Annotated in this window: 14 protein-coding genes and 2 tRNA genes; 4 read left to right on the forward strand and 12 right to left on the reverse strand. The window is 58.3% G+C overall.

Translation table 11 applies throughout. The features are described 5' to 3' along the window. Nucleotides 1-12: 12 nt before the first annotated feature. The 3 genes from AAY81_RS08070 to AAY81_RS08080 all read left to right on the forward strand — a co-directional run bounded on the left by AAY81_RS08070 (nucleotide 13) and on the right by AAY81_RS08080 (nucleotide 2,667). Nucleotides 13-870, forward strand: coding sequence for an ABC transporter permease (locus tag AAY81_RS08070; protein ID WP_066663747.1), 858 nt, complete (start codon nucleotides 13-15; stop codon nucleotides 868-870). Then, on the forward strand, nucleotides 871-1,584 hold the full coding sequence (locus AAY81_RS08075) for an ABC transporter ATP-binding protein (RefSeq protein WP_066663750.1): 714 nt from the start codon (nucleotides 871-873) through the stop codon (nucleotides 1,582-1,584). It abuts the gene before it with no gap. 66 nt (nucleotides 1,585-1,650) lie between these two features. Further along, nucleotides 1,651-2,667 (forward strand): GIY-YIG nuclease family protein, encoded by a 1,017-nt coding sequence (locus AAY81_RS08080; RefSeq protein ID WP_074777106.1) that lies wholly within the window; start codon nucleotides 1,651-1,653, stop codon nucleotides 2,665-2,667. A 93-nt stretch (nucleotides 2,668-2,760) separates the two neighbouring features. Here the strand turns inward: AAY81_RS08080 and aldA are convergent, their stop codons facing one another. The 4 genes from aldA to AAY81_RS08100 form a co-directional block, all read right to left on the reverse strand. Next, nucleotides 2,761-4,194 carry an aldehyde dehydrogenase gene (aldA, locus tag AAY81_RS08085; RefSeq protein WP_066663753.1) on the reverse strand — a complete coding sequence of 478 codons (1,434 nt, stop codon included), beginning with the start codon at nucleotides 4,192-4,194 and terminating at the stop codon, nucleotides 2,761-2,763. A gap of 250 nt (nucleotides 4,195-4,444) precedes the next feature. Further along, a tRNA-Arg gene (locus tag AAY81_RS08090) sits at nucleotides 4,445-4,520 on the reverse strand. A gap of 50 nt (nucleotides 4,521-4,570) precedes the next feature. Beyond that, complete coding sequence (locus AAY81_RS08095; RefSeq protein WP_066663756.1) at nucleotides 4,571-5,092, reverse strand: shikimate kinase; 522 nt, start codon at nucleotides 5,090-5,092, stop codon at nucleotides 4,571-4,573. A 196-nt stretch (nucleotides 5,093-5,288) separates the two neighbouring features. Then, entirely contained in the window at nucleotides 5,289-7,211 is a 1,923-nt protein-coding gene (locus AAY81_RS08100) for a DUF2207 domain-containing protein (RefSeq protein ID WP_066665156.1), read from the reverse strand. Between the two features lie 232 nt (nucleotides 7,212-7,443). Here AAY81_RS08100 and AAY81_RS08105 point away from each other — a divergent pair. After that, nucleotides 7,444-7,534, forward strand: a tRNA-Ser gene (locus tag AAY81_RS08105). Between the two features lie 1,213 nt (nucleotides 7,535-8,747). Here the strand turns inward: AAY81_RS08105 and AAY81_RS08110 are convergent. The 8 genes from AAY81_RS08110 to atpE form a co-directional block, all read right to left on the reverse strand. After that, nucleotides 8,748-10,601 carry a hypothetical protein gene (locus tag AAY81_RS08110; RefSeq protein ID WP_066663757.1) on the reverse strand — a complete coding sequence of 618 codons (1,854 nt, stop codon included), beginning with the start codon at nucleotides 10,599-10,601 and terminating at the stop codon, nucleotides 8,748-8,750. A 236-nt stretch (nucleotides 10,602-10,837) separates the two neighbouring features. Then, nucleotides 10,838-11,254 (reverse strand): ATP synthase F1 subunit epsilon, encoded by a 417-nt coding sequence (gene atpC, locus AAY81_RS08115; protein WP_066663758.1) that lies wholly within the window; start codon nucleotides 11,252-11,254, stop codon nucleotides 10,838-10,840. Beyond that, nucleotides 11,254-12,687, reverse strand: coding sequence for a F0F1 ATP synthase subunit beta (gene atpD / locus AAY81_RS10630; RefSeq protein ID WP_066663760.1), 1,434 nt, complete (start codon nucleotides 12,685-12,687; stop codon nucleotides 11,254-11,256). The genes atpC and atpD overlap by 1 nt, the downstream gene beginning before the upstream one ends. After that, on the reverse strand, nucleotides 12,688-13,611 hold the full coding sequence (atpG, locus tag AAY81_RS10635) for an ATP synthase F1 subunit gamma (RefSeq protein ID WP_066663763.1): 924 nt from the start codon (nucleotides 13,609-13,611) through the stop codon (nucleotides 12,688-12,690). It lies immediately after the preceding gene. A gap of 13 nt (nucleotides 13,612-13,624) precedes the next feature. Continuing rightward, the gene (atpA, locus tag AAY81_RS08130) at nucleotides 13,625-15,202 is read right to left on the reverse strand and encodes a F0F1 ATP synthase subunit alpha (RefSeq protein ID WP_177168491.1); all 1,578 of its coding nucleotides are present in this window, start codon (nucleotides 15,200-15,202) and stop codon (nucleotides 13,625-13,627) included. Further along, complete coding sequence (locus AAY81_RS08135) at nucleotides 15,196-15,771, reverse strand: F0F1 ATP synthase subunit delta (protein WP_066663768.1); 576 nt, start codon at nucleotides 15,769-15,771, stop codon at nucleotides 15,196-15,198. The genes atpA and AAY81_RS08135 overlap by 7 nt, the downstream gene beginning before the upstream one ends. Then, a complete protein-coding gene (atpF, locus tag AAY81_RS08140; RefSeq protein WP_066663769.1) occupies nucleotides 15,761-16,366 on the reverse strand; it encodes a F0F1 ATP synthase subunit B in 606 nt (201 codons plus the stop codon). The genes AAY81_RS08135 and atpF overlap by 11 nt, the downstream gene beginning before the upstream one ends. Nucleotides 16,367-16,420: 54 nt before the next feature. Continuing rightward, nucleotides 16,421-16,639 (reverse strand): ATP synthase F0 subunit C, encoded by a 219-nt coding sequence (gene atpE, locus AAY81_RS08145; protein ID WP_066663772.1) that lies wholly within the window; start codon nucleotides 16,637-16,639, stop codon nucleotides 16,421-16,423. Between the last annotated feature and the right edge of the window lie 32 nt (nucleotides 16,640-16,671).

Raw genomic sequence — 16,671 nt, forward strand, 5'->3', positions numbered from 1 at the left:
CCAAATGTTGCCATGAATCGACGAAACAAACCTCCCATAAAGCATGCGGGACGACTGAAGGACCGCTTTGGAGCGGTATGCATTGCCATCGCCTGCATTCCGCTTCTCTTCATCGGGTGCGCCATCCTAACCATCATCGCAGGTGGCGTTACGCATCTTTCCGAAGCCGTCTCTTCGGCGGAAGTTCTCTTCTCGCTGCAGATGAGCGTTGCAACATCGACCATTTCCACGGCGCTCTGCCTGCTCATCGCGCTGCCAACGGCGTACGCATTCACGCGCACTAACATGCCATGCAAACGCGCCGCCGAAACGCTCATGCAGCTCACCATGTCGCTTCCGTACATCGTGCTCGGCTTCGCCCTGCTGCTCATGTTTTCCTCCCCTGCGGGAAAGGCGCTGAAAGACATTGGGTTTGCCGTGGTATTCCAACCCGTTGGGATTGTGTTCGCCCAGCTTATCGTGAACCTGCCCTTCTCCATTCGCATGATGCTCACGGCGTTCAAGGACGTGAACCCACGCATGGAGTTCATCGCGAAGACGCTTGGCGCGAGCTCATTCCAGACGTTTCGCACCGTGTTGCTGCCCCTCTGCCGCAACACCATCATCTCCACGTTCGTGCTCACCTGGGCGCGTGGCATCGGAGAATTCGGCGCCACGCTCATGCTGGTGGGCGTTACGCGCATGCGCACCGAAACCCTGCCTGGCAGCGTGTACCTTTCCATTTCCACGGGCAACACCGACACAGCCATGGCCACCGCCATGATCATGCTCGTGGTGTCTGCGGCAACGCTCGTCATATCGAACGTTCTCACCAAGCCCATTGGCGCCGCCCGCGTGAGCAATCGTAAACGCCCCCGAAAGGACGACTAGATGCCCGGTTCTATCGACGTGCACAACCTGATGGTCACACGCGGCGAGTTCACATTGCACGTGAACGACCTGCATATTGAACCAGGCGAGGTATTTGCCATCCTGGGAACAACGGGCTCAGGCAAAACCGTGCTCATGGAATCCATTGCAGGGGCATACCCCATCGAACATGGCAGCATCCTGCTCGATGGCAAAGACGTCGATGGCTTGCCCATTCAACAGCGTCACCTAGGCATTCTGTATCAAGACTACGCTCTCTTCCCCCACATGACCGTGCGCGACAACATCGCATACGGCCTGAAACGCCACAAGGTGCCCCGCGAAGAAATAGCCAAACGCGTGAGCCAAATGCTCGAGCTTTTCGAAATTGAACACATTGCCAAACGGCTTCCCGGAATCATCAGCGGCGGCGAAGCGCAGCGATGCGCGCTTGCCCGCGCGCTCGTACTAGAGCCTGACATTCTCATCCTCGACGAGCCCTTTTCCGCGCTCGACCCCACCACGAAACAGGCCATGTACCGCATGCTTCGCTGCATTCACAACCAGTTTGGGTGCACCATCGTATTCGTAACGCACGACTTTCACGAAGCGCAAACACTCGCCGATCGCGTCGGCATCATCCTGAACGGGCGGCTTCAGTGTGTCGTTCCCGCAAACGAGCTGTTCGACCAAAGCCACTCCCCCGAAATCCGAAAATTCCTGGGAATGGCGTAAGACGGCGATCGCACGCAGGCAGCCCCTCGTCGCGGAGGCGCAAGCACGGCGGGGTACAATACCCACATGACCAAGCAGAGCCCAACATACTTCACCTACGTGCTTCGCTGCGCCGACGACACGCTGTACTGCGGCTATTCCACCGATGTTGACGCACGCGTCGCAACACACAACGCTGGGCAAGGCGCAAAGTACACCAAATGCCGTCGCCCCGTAGAGCTTGTAACATACGCACGCTTCGCATCGAAACATGCGGCCATGAGTGCGGAATGGCACTTCAAGCAACTTTCGCGCAGCGAAAAGGAACGAATGCTCGAAGCGGTTACCAACGAGCAGCCCTTCGAAGCGCTGCTTGCGGAGGCATTTGACATCGACGTACGCCAGACCGACATCGCCCACGACATCGAATCGAGCCTGCAAAGCCTGCACGATAAGAAATACGCCCAGTTCATGGCGCCCCTCATGCCAACCATTACCCCCGAACGAATCATCGGCGTGCGAACGCCCGATCTCAAGAAGCTCGCAAAAACGCTCGCCAAGCGCGACGACGTCGAGCTGTTCCTGAACGCGCTTCCCCATCGCACCTTCGAGGAAAGCCAATTGCATGCGTTCGTGCTGAACGGCCTGAAGGACTACGACGCCCTTGTAGAGGCGCTCGAAGCCTTCCTGCCCTACGTCGACAACTGGGCGACCTGCGACCAAATGCGTCCAGCCACGTTGGCCAAACAACCCGAGCGCACCGCCGCGCTTGCCCTATCTTGGATGGAACGCGGGCAACGCGAAGCCATGACGTACATGACGCGCTTCGGCATCGGCGTGCTCATGCGCTGGTTTCTCGACGAACAATACGACCGCGCCTTCATGGAAGCCGTCGTGAACGTGGAGCCAGGCGAATACTACATCGACATGATGCGCGCATGGTACATTGCCGAAGCGCTCGTCAAACAACCCGCCGATGCGCGTGACGTACTGGAACGAGGAGCTCTCGACACCTGGACCCACAACAAGGCAATCCAGAAGGCCCGCGAAAGCCGTCGCGTTTCCCCGGAAATGAAAAACGAACTCGCCGCGCTGCGGCGATAGAAAGGGCCAGCCGCATACCGCAGCTGGCCCTCGCCTTCATATGCATCGTCGCTCGAGCACTACCGCTTCGCGGGCTACGCGCAAGCTATGCCGTTACTTCCAATCGACGTAGGCAACGTGCGTCTCGAGGAATTCCTCAAGGCCGTGCTCGCCGTCGTCGCCACCCAAGCCCGACTGGCGAACGCCCGCATGGAAGCCCTGGAACGCTTCGAAGTGCTCGCGATTCACGTAGATCTCGCCGAAGTTGATTTCGTTCAGCGCACGCATCACCGTATCGTGGTCGGTGGTGTGAATAGAGCTGGTAAGGCCATACGTGCTGTCGTTTGCCATTTCGATAGCCTCGTCGAGCGTCTCGAACTTGGCAACGGGCAACACGGGCCCGAAGATTTCCTCGGTCATGACGCGCATCTCGTGCTTGCAGTCGACGATGAGCGTAGGCTCCATCCAATAGCCCTTCTTGTCGGTGGGGGCATTGCCGCCCACAACGATCTTCGCGCCCTCTTCCTTGGCGCTATTCACCAGGTCCATAACGATTTCCACCTGACGGCGGTTCACCATGGGACCCATGTCGACGCTGTCGTCGAGCGGGTCGCCGTACGTGGCGCGAGCAATGCGCTCGGTCATCTTCGCCACGAACTCATCGTAGATGGGCGCCTGCACGTACACGCGCTCGGCAGCATTGCAAACCTGGCCGCAGTTCAGGAAGCGGCTGTTGAAGATGTTTTCGATCGTGGCATCGAGGTCACAGTCGGCCATAACGATGACCGGAGCCTTGCCACCCAGCTCCAACGATACGCGCGCCACATGATCGGCGGCGTTCTTCATGATCTGCTTGCCCACGGGCGTGGAACCCGTCATGGTAACCAGCGCCACCTTCTCGTTGCCGGAAAGGGCGTTGCCTACCAGGGCGCCGCCACCCGAAACCACGTTGATGACGCCCGCCGGCAGCGAGCTTTGCTCAACGAGCTTGGCGAATTCATAGCACCCCATGGGCGAGTCGCTAGACGGCTTCAGCACCACGGTGTCGCCCGCAACCAGCGCGGGAGCTACCTTGCGGCCAATGAGGAACAACGGGAAGTTCCACGGCATGATGCCCGCGCATACGCCAATGGGCTTCTTGTACAGGAAGATGTTCTCGTTCGGACGGTCGGACGTAATGATCTCGCCCTTGATATGGCGCGCCTGACGTGCATAGAAGCGCAGGTACTCCGCCAGCCAGCCAGCCTCATCGCGCGATTCGCAAATGCGCTTTCCCATTTCGGCGGTATTCGTCTGGGCGAAGAGCTCCTGGTTATCCTCAACCAGCTGTGCAAGCTCGAACAGATAGTTCGCACGTTCCACGGCGGGAAGCTTGCCCCAGGATTTCTGGGCTTCGTAGGCGGCGTCTACGGCGGCGGCCACATCGGCTTCGGTAGCCTTCGGCACCTGGCCGATGACCTCTTCGGTGGCTGGGTTGATGACATCCGCCATCTCTCGCGAGCCATTCGGCACGAACGCGCCATTGATGAAGAGCTGGTACTGTTTCATGAAAGAACCTCCTAGAGTTTGCGAATGGAGCTTTCTATCCGAACACGCAGACCGATTTCCTCTTCGGCCCACGATGTCGACCTGAAACCATCTTCATCCATTATCGTTAAACACCACTGAAGCAATTCTTACAGCTTCGTATCGTCTGGCGAACGCAAACTCCTAGCGGTCGAACACACACTCCTCATCGAGCACAACGGGGCCACGCAACAGAAAAGGCCGGGCGCAAAGCGCTCGGCCTTTGTATTCCTGGTGCCCCCGATACGATTCGAACGTACGACACCCGCTTTAGGAGAGCGGTGCTCTATCCCCTGAGCTACGGAGGCGCACAAGGCATTCTACCACAGAGAACGCGCAGGGTGCGCTACCCTGCAGGCTAAATGGCTCCCCTCATGGAAAGCGTATCAACCAGCTTGGCCGCCGCCTCGCGTACCGTAGTGCCATCCATGTCGATGGTCACTTCAGCATACTTCTCGTACAGGGGAATGCGCTCCTCGTAGATATCCGCCAGACCGCCCATGCCGTCCTTCATGACGACGCCGCGCTCGTGCAGGCCACCCAAACGGCCCATGAGCTCGTCGAGCGATACCTTCAAGTACACGATGGTGCCGATTTCGGAAAGGTGCTTCATGGCATCTTCGGAGTACACTGCCGAACCACCCGGGGAAACCACCGTGCGATGCACGTCGATGCCGCACAGTACCTCGTTTTCCACCTGGATGAACCCGTCGGGACCCATGGCGTCGATGATCTTCTGCAGCGTCTTGTCACTCTGCTTCTGAATGAGCAGGTCGGCATCGAGGAAGTCGTATCCGATGATCTTGGCCGCAACGATACCCAGCGTGCTCTTGCCCGCGCCGGGCATGCCGATAAGAATCACGTTGTCTTTCTTTACCATGCGCGCTCCTCTCTCTATCGGTATGTTCAGCTCACTATAGCGCAATGGAGCAAAACCGAAAGACTGGCATGCAAAAGCGCGAAAGCCCTGCACAGAACTTGCCACCTGGCAATCAGACGAAGCCGCTAGCCGCGAGGCACAAAAAAGGAGCGAGGTTTCCCTCGCTCCCAGCAATTCGCATGGCGCCGAAATAAGGCTAGCGTGCGCCGCCGCCACCGCCGCCGAAGCCGCCGCCACCGCCGCCGGAGAACCCGCCGCCGAAGCCGCCACTCGACGAACTGGACGAAAGCGCCGAACTCACGATGGATTCCGTATTCGACCACGTAGTATCGAACACGCTGGCAAACGAATCGCCATGACGCGTGCCGTACATGGCATACCAGGGCACGTACCAGCTGTTCTGACCCATAAGGTCATCGTCTTCCTGGAAGATCTGGGGAACGGCCTTGCGCAGCTGAGCAAGGGCTTCCTTCGCCACGCCGAAGATGTAGGCGTACACCATGAACTCGCCCCACACCTTCACGTCCGTAGGCGGACGCTCGTCGAGCGCCGAGAATTCGCACAGCCACCTACGCAACGCCTTGCAGCGCATGTAATCGTCGAGGCCCTTCTGCGTGCGTCGCGTCATGAAGTTGGACAGGGCAAACAGCGCAATGCCCGTAACGATGGAAAACACGAGCGGAATGTAATTCTCCACGATGAAGAACGTAATCAAAAAGCAGATGATAGGATAGCCCAGCGCCACGCTGATGAGACGGCCCTGCCACTTGTTGCCGTTCTCCTCGAAGTAATCGGCCTTGTTCTGGGCTGCGGTTACCTTGCCCTGCCACGCTTCCACGGCATTGTTGAACGCCGAAGGATGGGCCTTGCCATAATCGCGAATGGAACCCAGCCAGAAGGGGTTCTTCCCGTTCGAAACCTTGCGAAGAAGCTTGATGGCTTCCCTGTCGATAGGATCGCTGAGCGCATCGGCCTCTTCGTCTTTGATGGTGATGTAATAATCTTCGACGGTCTTCTTGTTCTTTTGGTACGTACCCTTCGCAATGGTGAGCACACCCGCATGCGACAGGTACATGATTGTGGCCATGAAATCGTTGGAATCTTCCTTGCCGAAACGCCACAGGCGCCCAATGGTGGCAGGATGGACGTTGCGATTGGGCACGTCACGCCAGTAGTCCTCGGTGAACGTGGGCTTGTGCTCCTTGCCATGTCGGAAGTACATCACGACAGCCCACACGATGAGCGCCACCGAAAGCAACGCCCAGAACAGAATGTAGAGCTGGGAGTACATGCGCTGGTAATTCGCCGCGTCGGCCCATTCCTCTTCCGCCTGCAGGATGCTATCGAGAAATGCCGTGTCACCCGTGGATTCCAGGGCGTCGGAGCTGATGTTCGTAAGCCACGTACGAGGGAACACCACGCGCGCTTCGGCGTACTCCCCCGGCTTCACCTTGTCGACCTTGTACGTTACGGCCGTAGCGGAGTCATTGAAGGCAAGCGTACCCGTAAGTGGGCCATGGCCCCAGGCGTACACGTCCGAGCCAATAACGGGAGCCGCCCCAGCGGGAACGGGCATCGTGATGGTGCAGGTAACGTTCTCGTTCGCAACCGCCCAATCGGTGCCAATGTACTGCCAGTACAGGTCGGCACAGTCCTTATACGGCGTGACGCCCGCCTTTACCGTGTAGTCGATCTGGATAACGACATCGCAATCGGTAGCGTTGAAGAACGCGTAGACCGTGTTCTTGCCCGTATCGACCGAGTACGACGTGTAACCCGGGCCGCCTGCATCGCGCCACGACAGGTCGAAGCCTACGCTGGGCATATCAATCAGCGCAACGTCGCCGTTGCTGTCCACTTCGCCGATTTGAACGCTGTTTACCGTGAAGCTGCCGCTACGCATATTCCACCAGATGCAGGAAAACGTGCCATCGAAGCTAAACGTGCGCTGCTCGACCACATGCAGCGAGCCATCGCTTTGCGCATCGGCGGTAATATCCACCTTCGGAATGGTGTAGTCCTTGGCGTAGGCATGCGAAGGAGCGATCGCGCACGCAAGGAGCACCAGAGCCATGAGGCATACGGCAAGAACAAGCGAGCGCAGCGCATGGGTTCCCATCCCCCACGTGGCCGCTGTGCGCCCCGCACTGGCGCATACGGGCCCATCATTACGACGCATTTGCGACAACTTGAATCGCGAAAGCATCCGATTCCCCTCTCTACGTGCGATTTTGGTTCAATTTGGCCTGATTATACCCGAAAGCGCAGACCCTATGTTTTACGCAAAGCGAATGCTTGCATGTTTGGAAATGTCACGGTATCATAGCGTACCGCGTCTAAGACGCATCCGCGGAGAGCTGACCGAGAGGCCGAAGGTGCTCGCCTGCTAAGCGAGTATGCCCCAAAAGGGTATCTGGGGTTCGAATCCCCAGCTCTCCGCCACGACTTTTAAGCAGGTCCCGAAAGGGGCCTGTTTTTTATTATTCGGGATCCGTTACTGGGGATTCGAACCGATGAGGTGGAATTCCGTTAAGAAAGCCGTCCAGTGGACGGCTTTTAGGAATTCGCCCGACCGAGCCTGCGAGGGAGGGGTCGGGGTTCGCGAAGCGAACGCCGGAATCCCCAGCTCTCCGCCACGAAATTTGAGCAGGTCCAGAAATGGGCCTGCTTTTTTGCTTTTCCGATCGCAGCTGCCCTGCCGGTGATGCTCTTCAGGTCACCCGCTCCGCTGCTCGCGTGGTTTCGGCCCCACACGGGCCGAAACCTACGCTCGTGCGCTCGCTGGTTCATGTATTTAAAGGGTTGCTTGGCTAAGCCAAGCAACTTCATCTTTTGTTTTCACAGTGCCCCTATGGGCTACCGGCTCCGGCCGATTAGATGCTATTCCAGGTCGCTCAACCTGTAGCAGCCCCGTTGCACCTCTCCCTCAATCGCTGGCGGAGCGCTGGTAGGCTCTTCGGGTGACGTAGCCGATTGGGAATCGGCCGGCTCCGCACATTGCCCGCGGTTGTCTATCGAGTCCAATTGAACGACTACGGCTTATCGCTAAGCACTGTCGCTTTATACCGCCCCGACGAACTTCAGATCATTCGACTTTGCCACGCTCCCTGCTCACGCCTCCTCGAATTAAGCAAAACCAACTCGAGAACAAGCTCTATCGAGCATTTCGGAAAGCGTTCAACGAACAACAAACCCTAAGCAGCGGTTATGCAAATACAAGCATGCGACCTCGTCAAACTACGCATCATCAGAGAAATCGAGGCAGGCAACGAGATAATAATCTTCACGATAGGCGACGCAACAACAATCCGCCCCGGTTTATAGAAGTCCCGCTTGGATGGGAGGCCGACAAGCCGTAAGGGCGCATGGATAGGGTCGATGCAATTGGATCCGCGTGGGGCGCGGGGCGGGGTTGCCCATAGGGGCACTGTGAAAGCCAATATGAAAGGCGCTGCATACGGACCTTCCGAAGGCGGGGCGGAAACGCAGTTTCCGAAACGCCAAGGAAAGTCCGGGCAGCGCCAAGTGAAAGCATGAACCAGCGAGCGCACGAGCGTAGGGCAAGGCCCGCCTGGGGCCTTGCCCACGCGAGCAGCGGAGCGGGTGCCCCGAAGGGCAACCCCGCCCCGCGCCCGCGACGATTCACAGGCGAACCCTAATCGAGCGCCCCTTCAGGATTGGCGGCATACCAGCCAATGCCTTCGTAGTTCCAGCCCGCCGCCTTGACGAAATCGCTCTCGTCCTGGCTTGCCGTGAACATGTGGTTCCCCGCAAGACCATTCGGATTGTAGAGGCGATGAACGGGAACGCCACTCTCATCGGCGCTGCAGAAGGCAACACCCTCGTCGTTCCAGCCAAGCTTCTTCAGCATATCGCGCTCTTCGACGCTCATCGTAAAGTGATGATCTCCCCCGTTCGGGTTGTACAGGCGATACACCTCAGCACCCTCAAGCGGAGCCTGCCATGCAACGCCCTCGTCGTTCCAACCCGCCGCCTTCACGTTTTCATATTCCGATTCGCTCATCGTGAAGAAATGCTCGCCCGAATTCGGATTATACAGGCGATACACTGCCGCAGACTTTACCTCGGCCTTCGTCGTGGCAATGGCGTAATTCGAGAAACCATCCGTCTCGAACGTAGCCGTTTGCGTCGCGGAATCATACTGCGTAGGCACTGCCACGCAGGTGCCGTCATGCTCCTGATGAACTACCACGACAGAACCGTATTGATCGCCGTCAGCCAGCTTCAGGGAAACAACGGCGTTCTCCTCAAGGGGCTCATCAGATCCAAGAGAGGCCGTCCAGGCAGTCGACGCATCGTTCACGCCCTTGTAGATGACCTGGTTCAAGGAAAGGTCAACGACACTTTGCACCGTATACTCCCCAGCCCCCGTTGCAGCCGTCTGCAGCGCATTAAGCTCATCGTCGCTCACCTTGGCACTATCAACGGACAAGATAGCCGAACCAGAATCGACGTCTTTATCGGACAGCACAATCGACCCGCCCGAAATAGCATCATCATCAGACACCACCGCATCATCGACCTCGTCAAAATGGGCCGCTAGGTGGAAATTGCCCTTCGCAACTTCGAAGGTATACACAGCGGGGTCATCGCCCGCCGTAAACGTTTGCCCATTGGGACCAAACGACACGAGCTGCATGCCATGATCGGGGATGAGCTTCACCGTGAGCACAGCGCCCGCCGGGAACACCGCTCCGCCATCGCCTTCCGCACTCTCGCGCCAATCCATGATTGAGCCCTCAGAAAGATCATCGGCTCCGTACGTAACGCCACCGTATACGACGCTCACGAACTCAATTTTGCCGCGATCGATATAATCATCGTTCCCCTTGTCCTCGTCGCGATACGACCAGAGGAAATTACCTACTGCGGGATCATCATCGCGAACGGTTGACGTAGCAATCTCGTACGTATTAGACCTCGAAACGGTAACATCGAATTCCGTATGCTGATACGTAAACGCGTCGAGCTTTTCCTGCTTCGTATCGGGAATGTAACTACTGTAATCAACGCCGTTGATGGTCAGACTCGTCATCTGATCGATGAAGAGCACAGAGAAATGAAAAACGACTTTATTCTCAGCGGAATAGTACGTGGTTGAATAGCCTTCGAACGAGCCCTGCGGCAAATCGGTCATATTTTCGCCACCATCGCCAACCCGCATGTCAACGGATTCGCCCGTATACGAATACGTGAAGGTAGCCATATCATTGACGGATTGCGTCTCAAGAGACCCCGTGGACGCGGGCGCAAGCTCGCTACCATCTCCTGCTTCATTTGATTGGGGCCCGAGCTCGTTCTGTCCCTCCGGCTGGGCCACAAGCCCATCGGCTTCATCGGACCCGAGCTCCCCAGACTGGTCAGAGCCAACGCTTGAGCCAGTAGCGCCCCCAAGATCGTCCGACACGCCAAACGCCATTGCGGGCACCCAGGCAATCGACAACACGCATGCGAGCAATACGGAGACAAGCTTACGACTGATACCCATAACACCACGCCCCTCTCGTGCTTATGAAGATAGCGTGATTATACATTCAGCTATAGGAGGCGTGGGCTTTCGAACAATGATTGTTACCATTTTAGGCTCATATCATACAGGTGTACTGTCCACGCAGGGATCCCAACGGCCTAGCGCAGGCTAATCGCCTACATGCGCGTAAGTGCACGGCGCAAAAAATGGGCACCCCGAAGGGTGCCCATTCGCTTCAAGCTATGCAGTGGAGACTACGCAGCAACGTTGCCGCTGGCAGCGTGCTCCTGCACCTTGTACCACGCCAGATCAGCCTCGGCCAGAGCCTTGGCAGCCTCGTCGGTTTCGGCCTTGATGGCCTCTTCCGCCTCGGCGATCTGCGCGCGCACAGCTTCCAGGTCGATGCTCTCGACCGGTACGGCACGGTCGGCCAGAACGATGACCTTTTCACCGGTCACCTGCACATAACCGCCCTGCAGCGCGTACGTAGAGGACACGGTGTTGGCATCGGAGTAGACGCGAACAACACCGTCGGCCAGCGTCGACATCAGCTGTGCATGTCCGGGCAGAAAGCCCATGTTGCCTTCCACACCCGGCACGACCACCATGTAGCAGTCTTCTCCGAAGAGCTTCTTTACCGGGGTGACGATGTCGCAGGTAATGCTAGCCATTAGTCTTCCTTCTTCATCTTCTCGTACGCAGCGTACACTTCCTCGATAGCGCCCTTATAGGTGAAGCACTGCTCGGGGATATCGTCGCACTTGCCGTCGAGGATTTCCTTGAAGGAACGCACCGTGTCTTCCATCTTGACGTAGACGCCCGGGTTGCCGGTGAACTGCTCGGCAACGTGGAAGGGCTGACCCAGGTACTGCTGCACCTTACGGGCGCGGCTAACCGTGAGCTTCTGCTCTTCGGACAGTTCGTCCATACCAAGAATGGCGATGATGTCCTGCAGGTCCTTGTAGTTCTGCAGAATCTCCTGGACGCCAACAGCCACGTCGTAGTGCTCCTGACCAACGACTTCGGGGTCGAGAGCGCGAGACGTGCTCTCCAGCGGGTCGACGGCGGGGTAAATACCCAGCTCGGCGATGGAACGGGAGAGAACCGTCTTGGCGTCGAGGTGCGTAAACGTGGTAGCGGGCGCCGGGTCGGTAAGGTCGTCGGCGGGTACGTATACAGCCTGTACCGACGTAATGGAGCCCGTGGTGGTGGACGTAATGCGCTCCTGCAGGTCGCCCATTTCCGTAGCGAGCGTGGGCTGATAGCCTACAGCGGAAGGCATACGGCCGAGCAGAGCGGAAACCTCGGAACCAGCCTGCGTGAAGCGGAAGATGTTGTCAATGAACAGCAGAACGTCCTGACCCTGGTCACGGAAGTACTCGGCTTCCGTCAGGCCAGCCAGACCGACGCGCAGACGCGCTCCGGGAGGCTCGTTCATCTGACCGTACACAAGGCAGGTCTTGTTGATAACGCCGGACTCGCTCATTTCCAGGTACAGGTCTGTACCCTCACGAGTACGCTCGCCTACGCCCGTGAATACGGACGTGCCGCCGTGCTCCTGAGCGAGGTTGTTGATGAGTTCCTGAATGAGAACCGTCTTGCCTACGCCAGCGCCACCGAACAGACCGGTCTTACCGCCGCGGATGAAGGGCTCGATCAGGTCGACAACCTTGATGCCCGTCTCGAACACTTCGGTGCTCGTGGTGAGCGTGTCGTACTCGGGAGCGGGATGGTGGATGGGCATCCACTTCTCGATGTTGTCAGGGAGCTCCTTGCCGTCAACAGGCTCGCCGACCACATTCCAAATGCGGCCCAGAGTTGCCTGGCCAACGGGCATCTTGATGGGAGCACCGGTGTCCTGCACGTCGAGACCGCGAACCAGGCCGTCGGTGGACGACATGGCAACGGCGCGCACAAGATCGCCGGGAAGGTGCATCTGCACCTCCATGACGACGTGAACGTCGCCCAGAGGAGTGGTTGCATCAACCGTCAGAGCGTTGTAGATTGCGGGCATGCTCTCGCGAGCGAACTCGACATCAACAACAGGACCGACGATACGGACGATGCGACCGACACCCCCTTGAGTCTTGTTTTCTTCAGCCATTTATTCCTCCAAAGCTGCTGCGCCACCGACGATCTCGTTGATCTCGGTCGTGATGGCACCTTGGCGAACTCGATTGTAGTAACGCTCGAGCGTTTCCACCATCTCGGTCGCATTATCGGTTGCTGATTTCATGGCGTTGCGGCGAGCGCCCTGCTCACCACAGGCGCTGTCAACCAGTGCGTGGTAGATCATCATCTTCACGTATGCGGGAAGCAAGCTGTCGAGTACGTCCTCGGCGCTGGGCTCGAAGTCCACATCGCCAGTGGATACGTTCTCTTCGGCCTCGGCCGCCACGCCTGCCTCGAGTGCCTTGGAGAAATCCTCCTCGCGCGCAAGCGCGCTAGCATCGATGGGCAAAATCGTTTCGGTGCGAAGCGTCTGCTCTGCCGCGTTCTTCGCGTGGTTGTACACGATGACGACCTTATCGTAGTCGCCGTTCGTATACCCGGTGATGGCACGCTGCGCGATAGTGGCGGCTTCATCGAACGTCGGGTCTGCGGAAAGGTCCTTGAACACCATGTCCAATTCGATTCCGCGGAAGCTGAAGTACGAGATTGCCTTCTTGCCACACGCGATAACGTGAGTATCCACACCCTCCGCGGAAAGCTTCTTGATCTGCTTTTCCACGGTGCGAAGGACGTTCGCGTTGAACCCGCCGGCCAGACCGCGGTCGGAAACCACGGCGATGGCCAGCACGTTCTTTACTTCATCATGTTCCTGCAACAGAGGATTTTCCGAGCCACCTGCACTTTCGGCAACATGCCCGAGCATTTCGGCCATGGAGTCGGAATACGGCGTGGTCGCAGCAACGCGTTCGGTTGCCTTGCGAATCTTGGCCGCCGACACCATTTCCATGGTACGGGTGATCTGCTTCGTCGAGTTGACGGAGTTGATGCGCCTTTGAATGTCGTGTAGGTTTGGCATCCGTTACCGCCTCTTAAGCCTGGGCCGAACCGGCGAACTGCTGCTTGAAGGCTTCGATAGCCTCGTTAGCTTCCGCCTTGATGTCATCGGTCCACTTCTTCTCCGAGCGCAGGTGCGCAAGGAGATCGCCACGGGAAGCACGCACGAAGTCGAGCATCTCGCCACGGAAGCGAACGACGTCCTCGACCGCGATGTCGTCGAGGAAGCCATTGCCACCAGCATAGATGGCCAGAGCCTGCTCCTCGAAGGGCATCGGCACGTAACGACCCTGCTTCAGAAGCTCGGTCATACGGGCACCACGGTTCAGCTGATCCTGCGTAGCCTTGTCGAGGTCGCTACCGAACTGCGTAAATGCCTGCAGTTCGCGATAGGAAGCAAGGTCGAGACGGAGCGAACCGGCAACCTGCTTCATGGCCTTCGTCTGGGCAGAACCGCCTACGCGGGATACGGAGATACCCACGTTAATTGCAGGGCGCTGGCCCTGGAAGAACAGGTCGGTCTGCAGGAAGATCTGACCGTCGGTGATCGAAATCACGTTGGTAGGAATGTAGGCGGAAACGTCGCCAGCCTGGGTCTCGATGATCGGCAGAGCCGTGAGAGAGCCAGCACCGTTCTCGTCGTTCATCTTTACTGCACGCTCGAGCAGGCGAGAATGCAGGTAGAAAACGTCGCCAGGGTAAGCTTCGCGTCCCGGCGGGCGACGCAGCGTCAGCGACATCTGACGGTAGGCGACAGCCTGCTTGGACAGGTCGTCGTAGATGCAGAGCACGTGGCCGCCAGGGTTGTCCTTGCTGGCCGGCTTGCCGTCCTTGCCGTTGTACATGAAGTACTCGCCGATAGCAGCACCAGCCATGGGGGCGATGTACTGCAGCGGAGCGGAGTCGGAAGCGGTGGCGGAGACCACGATGGTGTAGTCCATGGCGCCATGCTTTTCCAGAGTCTCCACCAGACCCGCAACCGTGGAGGCCTTCTGGCCAATTGCCACGTAGATGCAGATCATGTCCTGACCCTTTTGGTTGATGATCGCGTCGATAGCGATAGCGGTCTTACCAGTCTGGCGGTCGCCAATGATAAGTTCGCGCTGACCGCGACCGATGGGGATCATCGAGTCGACAGCGAGGATACCCGTCTGCATGGGCTCGCACACAGGCTGACGAGAGATAACGCCGGGAGCCTTGAACTCCACGGGGCGCATGCCCTCGGCCTCGATGGGGCCCTTGCCGTCGATGGGCATGCCCAGGGCGTTTACTACGCGCCCGAACATTCCGCGACCGACGGGGATTTCCACGATACGACCGGTGGTCTTCACCTGGTCGTTTTCCTTGATTGCGGTGACGTCACCCAGCAGAACGGCGCCTACTTCGTCCTCTTCGAGGTTCTGAGCCATACCGTAAACGGTCTGGCCGTTGGCCCCGGTGAACTCGAGCAGCTCGCCAGCCATCGCGCCCTTCAGGCCATCGATGCGGGCAATACCGTCGCCGACCTGAATGACCGTGCCAACCTCGCGAGATTCCACGCTCGTGTTCAGAGCGTCGAGCTGCTTGCGCAGTGCCTCGTCGATAGACTGTGCGGTGATTTCAGTCACTAGCATTCACCTCCATCAGTTTCTTTAAGCACACTGCGAGCGTTCGAGAGCATGGTGCGCATGCTTGCATCGATACGCTTGCCGTTTGCGTTCATGATGATGCCACCCAGGATGGAATCGTCGATGCTCTCCACGAGCACGATGGTTCCGCCCAGTTCGGCGGCAGCCTTGTCTTTGATAACCTGGCGCAGATGGTCGTCGAGGGCAACGCGCGTGGTCACGTCGATCACGTTCACGTTCAGCTTGTCGACAATCTGCTGGTTGAATGCGGCCCGGATACGGGCCAGGTCTTCCCAATCGCCACGTTCGGCCATAACGCCCAACACCGAAACCAGTTCAGGACGGCAGTCGGAAAAGACGTTCCTAATCAGCTCGCTGCGCTGCTCGACCGTGTATGCAAGATCCTGCATGGCATCGGTGAGCTCGACATGCGAACGATCGTAGGCAACGATCTGATCGAGCTGGGCACGTACGGCCATCACGGCGTCGAGACCACCGGCAGCCTGAGCGGCATCCAGAAGATTGGATGCGTAGACTTCGGCTTCGGCCTGGATGTCGTGACGATTAGTTGGCATTGAAACTACCCGCCTCGCTCACGTAGCGTTCGATCAGAGCGCGGTGCTCGTCGTCGGTCAGATCGTTGGCGATGAGCTTAGAAGCCACGGCAATCGACGTGTCGGCGATAGAGCCCTGCAGTTCGGCGATGGCAGCCTTCTTTTCGGCCTCGATGGCAACCTGTGCCTTCGCGATCATTTCGGCAGCCTCGCGCTGAGCCTGAGCCGTGATGTCAGCCTTGGCGGCTTCACCAGCAGCCTTGGCATCGGCGACGATCTGCGAAGCCTGCGTCTTGGCCTGGGCAAGCTCCTGCTTGTACTCGGCCAGAACGCGCTCGCCTTCCTGACGTGCCTCTTCAGCCTGCTCAAGGTTTTCCTTGATGGTGGAGGCGCGCTTTTCCAGCATCTTATCGAACAGGGGCCAGCCAAACTTCGCCAGGATCACCCAGAGGATGACGAAGGCGATGAGCATGGGCACGAACTCGATAGGATCGGGCAGGATGGCCGCGATACCGCTCTTTTCTTCTGCGAACGCGACAGTGGGGACGCTGAGGACCGACGTAGCCAGCGCGAAAGCGCTTGCACCCGCCAGTACTTTGTTCGTCTTGAATTCCACTCTCTTGCTCCTTTCAGCCTTATTACGGCAGATGAATCCGTTATAAGGTTGAATTTACATAATGAACGTCAGCACGAAGCCGATGAGGGCCAGTGCCTCGGCCAGAGCAGCACCAATGATGAAGTTGGTGAAGATACGACCGGCCAGTTCAGGCTGGCGAGCGGTAGCAACGCAGCAGCCGTAGGTGGCCACGCCGATGCCGATGCCAGGCCCAATGGCGCCGAGGCCATAGCCGACTACCTTAAGGGCGGCGATGGTGAAAATAGTTTCCACTTGTTCCTCCTTTGTTCGATTGCGAAACCGCT

Origin of the sequence: Denitrobacterium detoxificans (genome assembly GCF_001643775.1) — a bacterium.
In the GTDB taxonomy this organism is placed as follows: Bacteria; Actinomycetota; Coriobacteriia; order Coriobacteriales; family Eggerthellaceae; genus Denitrobacterium; species Denitrobacterium detoxificans.

Bases quoted from the DNA above. Each gene is read 5' to 3' on its own strand.
- AAY81_RS08070 (WP_066663747.1), top strand. From the start codon at position 13: ATGAATCGACGAAACAAACCTCCCATAAAGCATGCGGGACGACTGAAG.
- AAY81_RS08075 (WP_066663750.1), top strand. From the start codon at position 871: ATGCCCGGTTCTATCGACGTGCACAACCTGATGGTCACACGCGGCGAG.
- AAY81_RS08080 (WP_074777106.1), top strand. From the start codon at position 1,651: ATGACCAAGCAGAGCCCAACATACTTCACCTACGTGCTTCGCTGCGCC.
- aldA (WP_066663753.1), bottom strand. From the start codon at position 4,194: ATGAAACAGTACCAGCTCTTCATCAATGGCGCGTTCGTGCCGAATGGC.
- AAY81_RS08095 (WP_066663756.1), bottom strand. From the start codon at position 5,092: ATGGTAAAGAAAGACAACGTGATTCTTATCGGCATGCCCGGCGCGGGC.
- AAY81_RS08100 (WP_066665156.1), bottom strand. From the start codon at position 7,211: ATGGGAACCCATGCGCTGCGCTCGCTTGTTCTTGCCGTATGCCTCATG.
- AAY81_RS08110 (WP_066663757.1), bottom strand. From the start codon at position 10,601: ATGGGTATCAGTCGTAAGCTTGTCTCCGTATTGCTCGCATGCGTGTTG.
- atpC (WP_066663758.1), bottom strand. From the start codon at position 11,254: ATGGCTAGCATTACCTGCGACATCGTCACCCCGGTAAAGAAGCTCTTC.
- atpD (WP_066663760.1), bottom strand. From the start codon at position 12,687: ATGGCTGAAGAAAACAAGACTCAAGGGGGTGTCGGTCGCATCGTCCGT.
- atpG (WP_066663763.1), bottom strand. From the start codon at position 13,611: ATGCCAAACCTACACGACATTCAAAGGCGCATCAACTCCGTCAACTCG.
- atpA (WP_177168491.1), bottom strand. From the start codon at position 15,202: ATGCTAGTGACTGAAATCACCGCACAGTCTATCGACGAGGCACTGCGC.
- AAY81_RS08135 (WP_066663768.1), bottom strand. From the start codon at position 15,771: ATGCCAACTAATCGTCACGACATCCAGGCCGAAGCCGAAGTCTACGCA.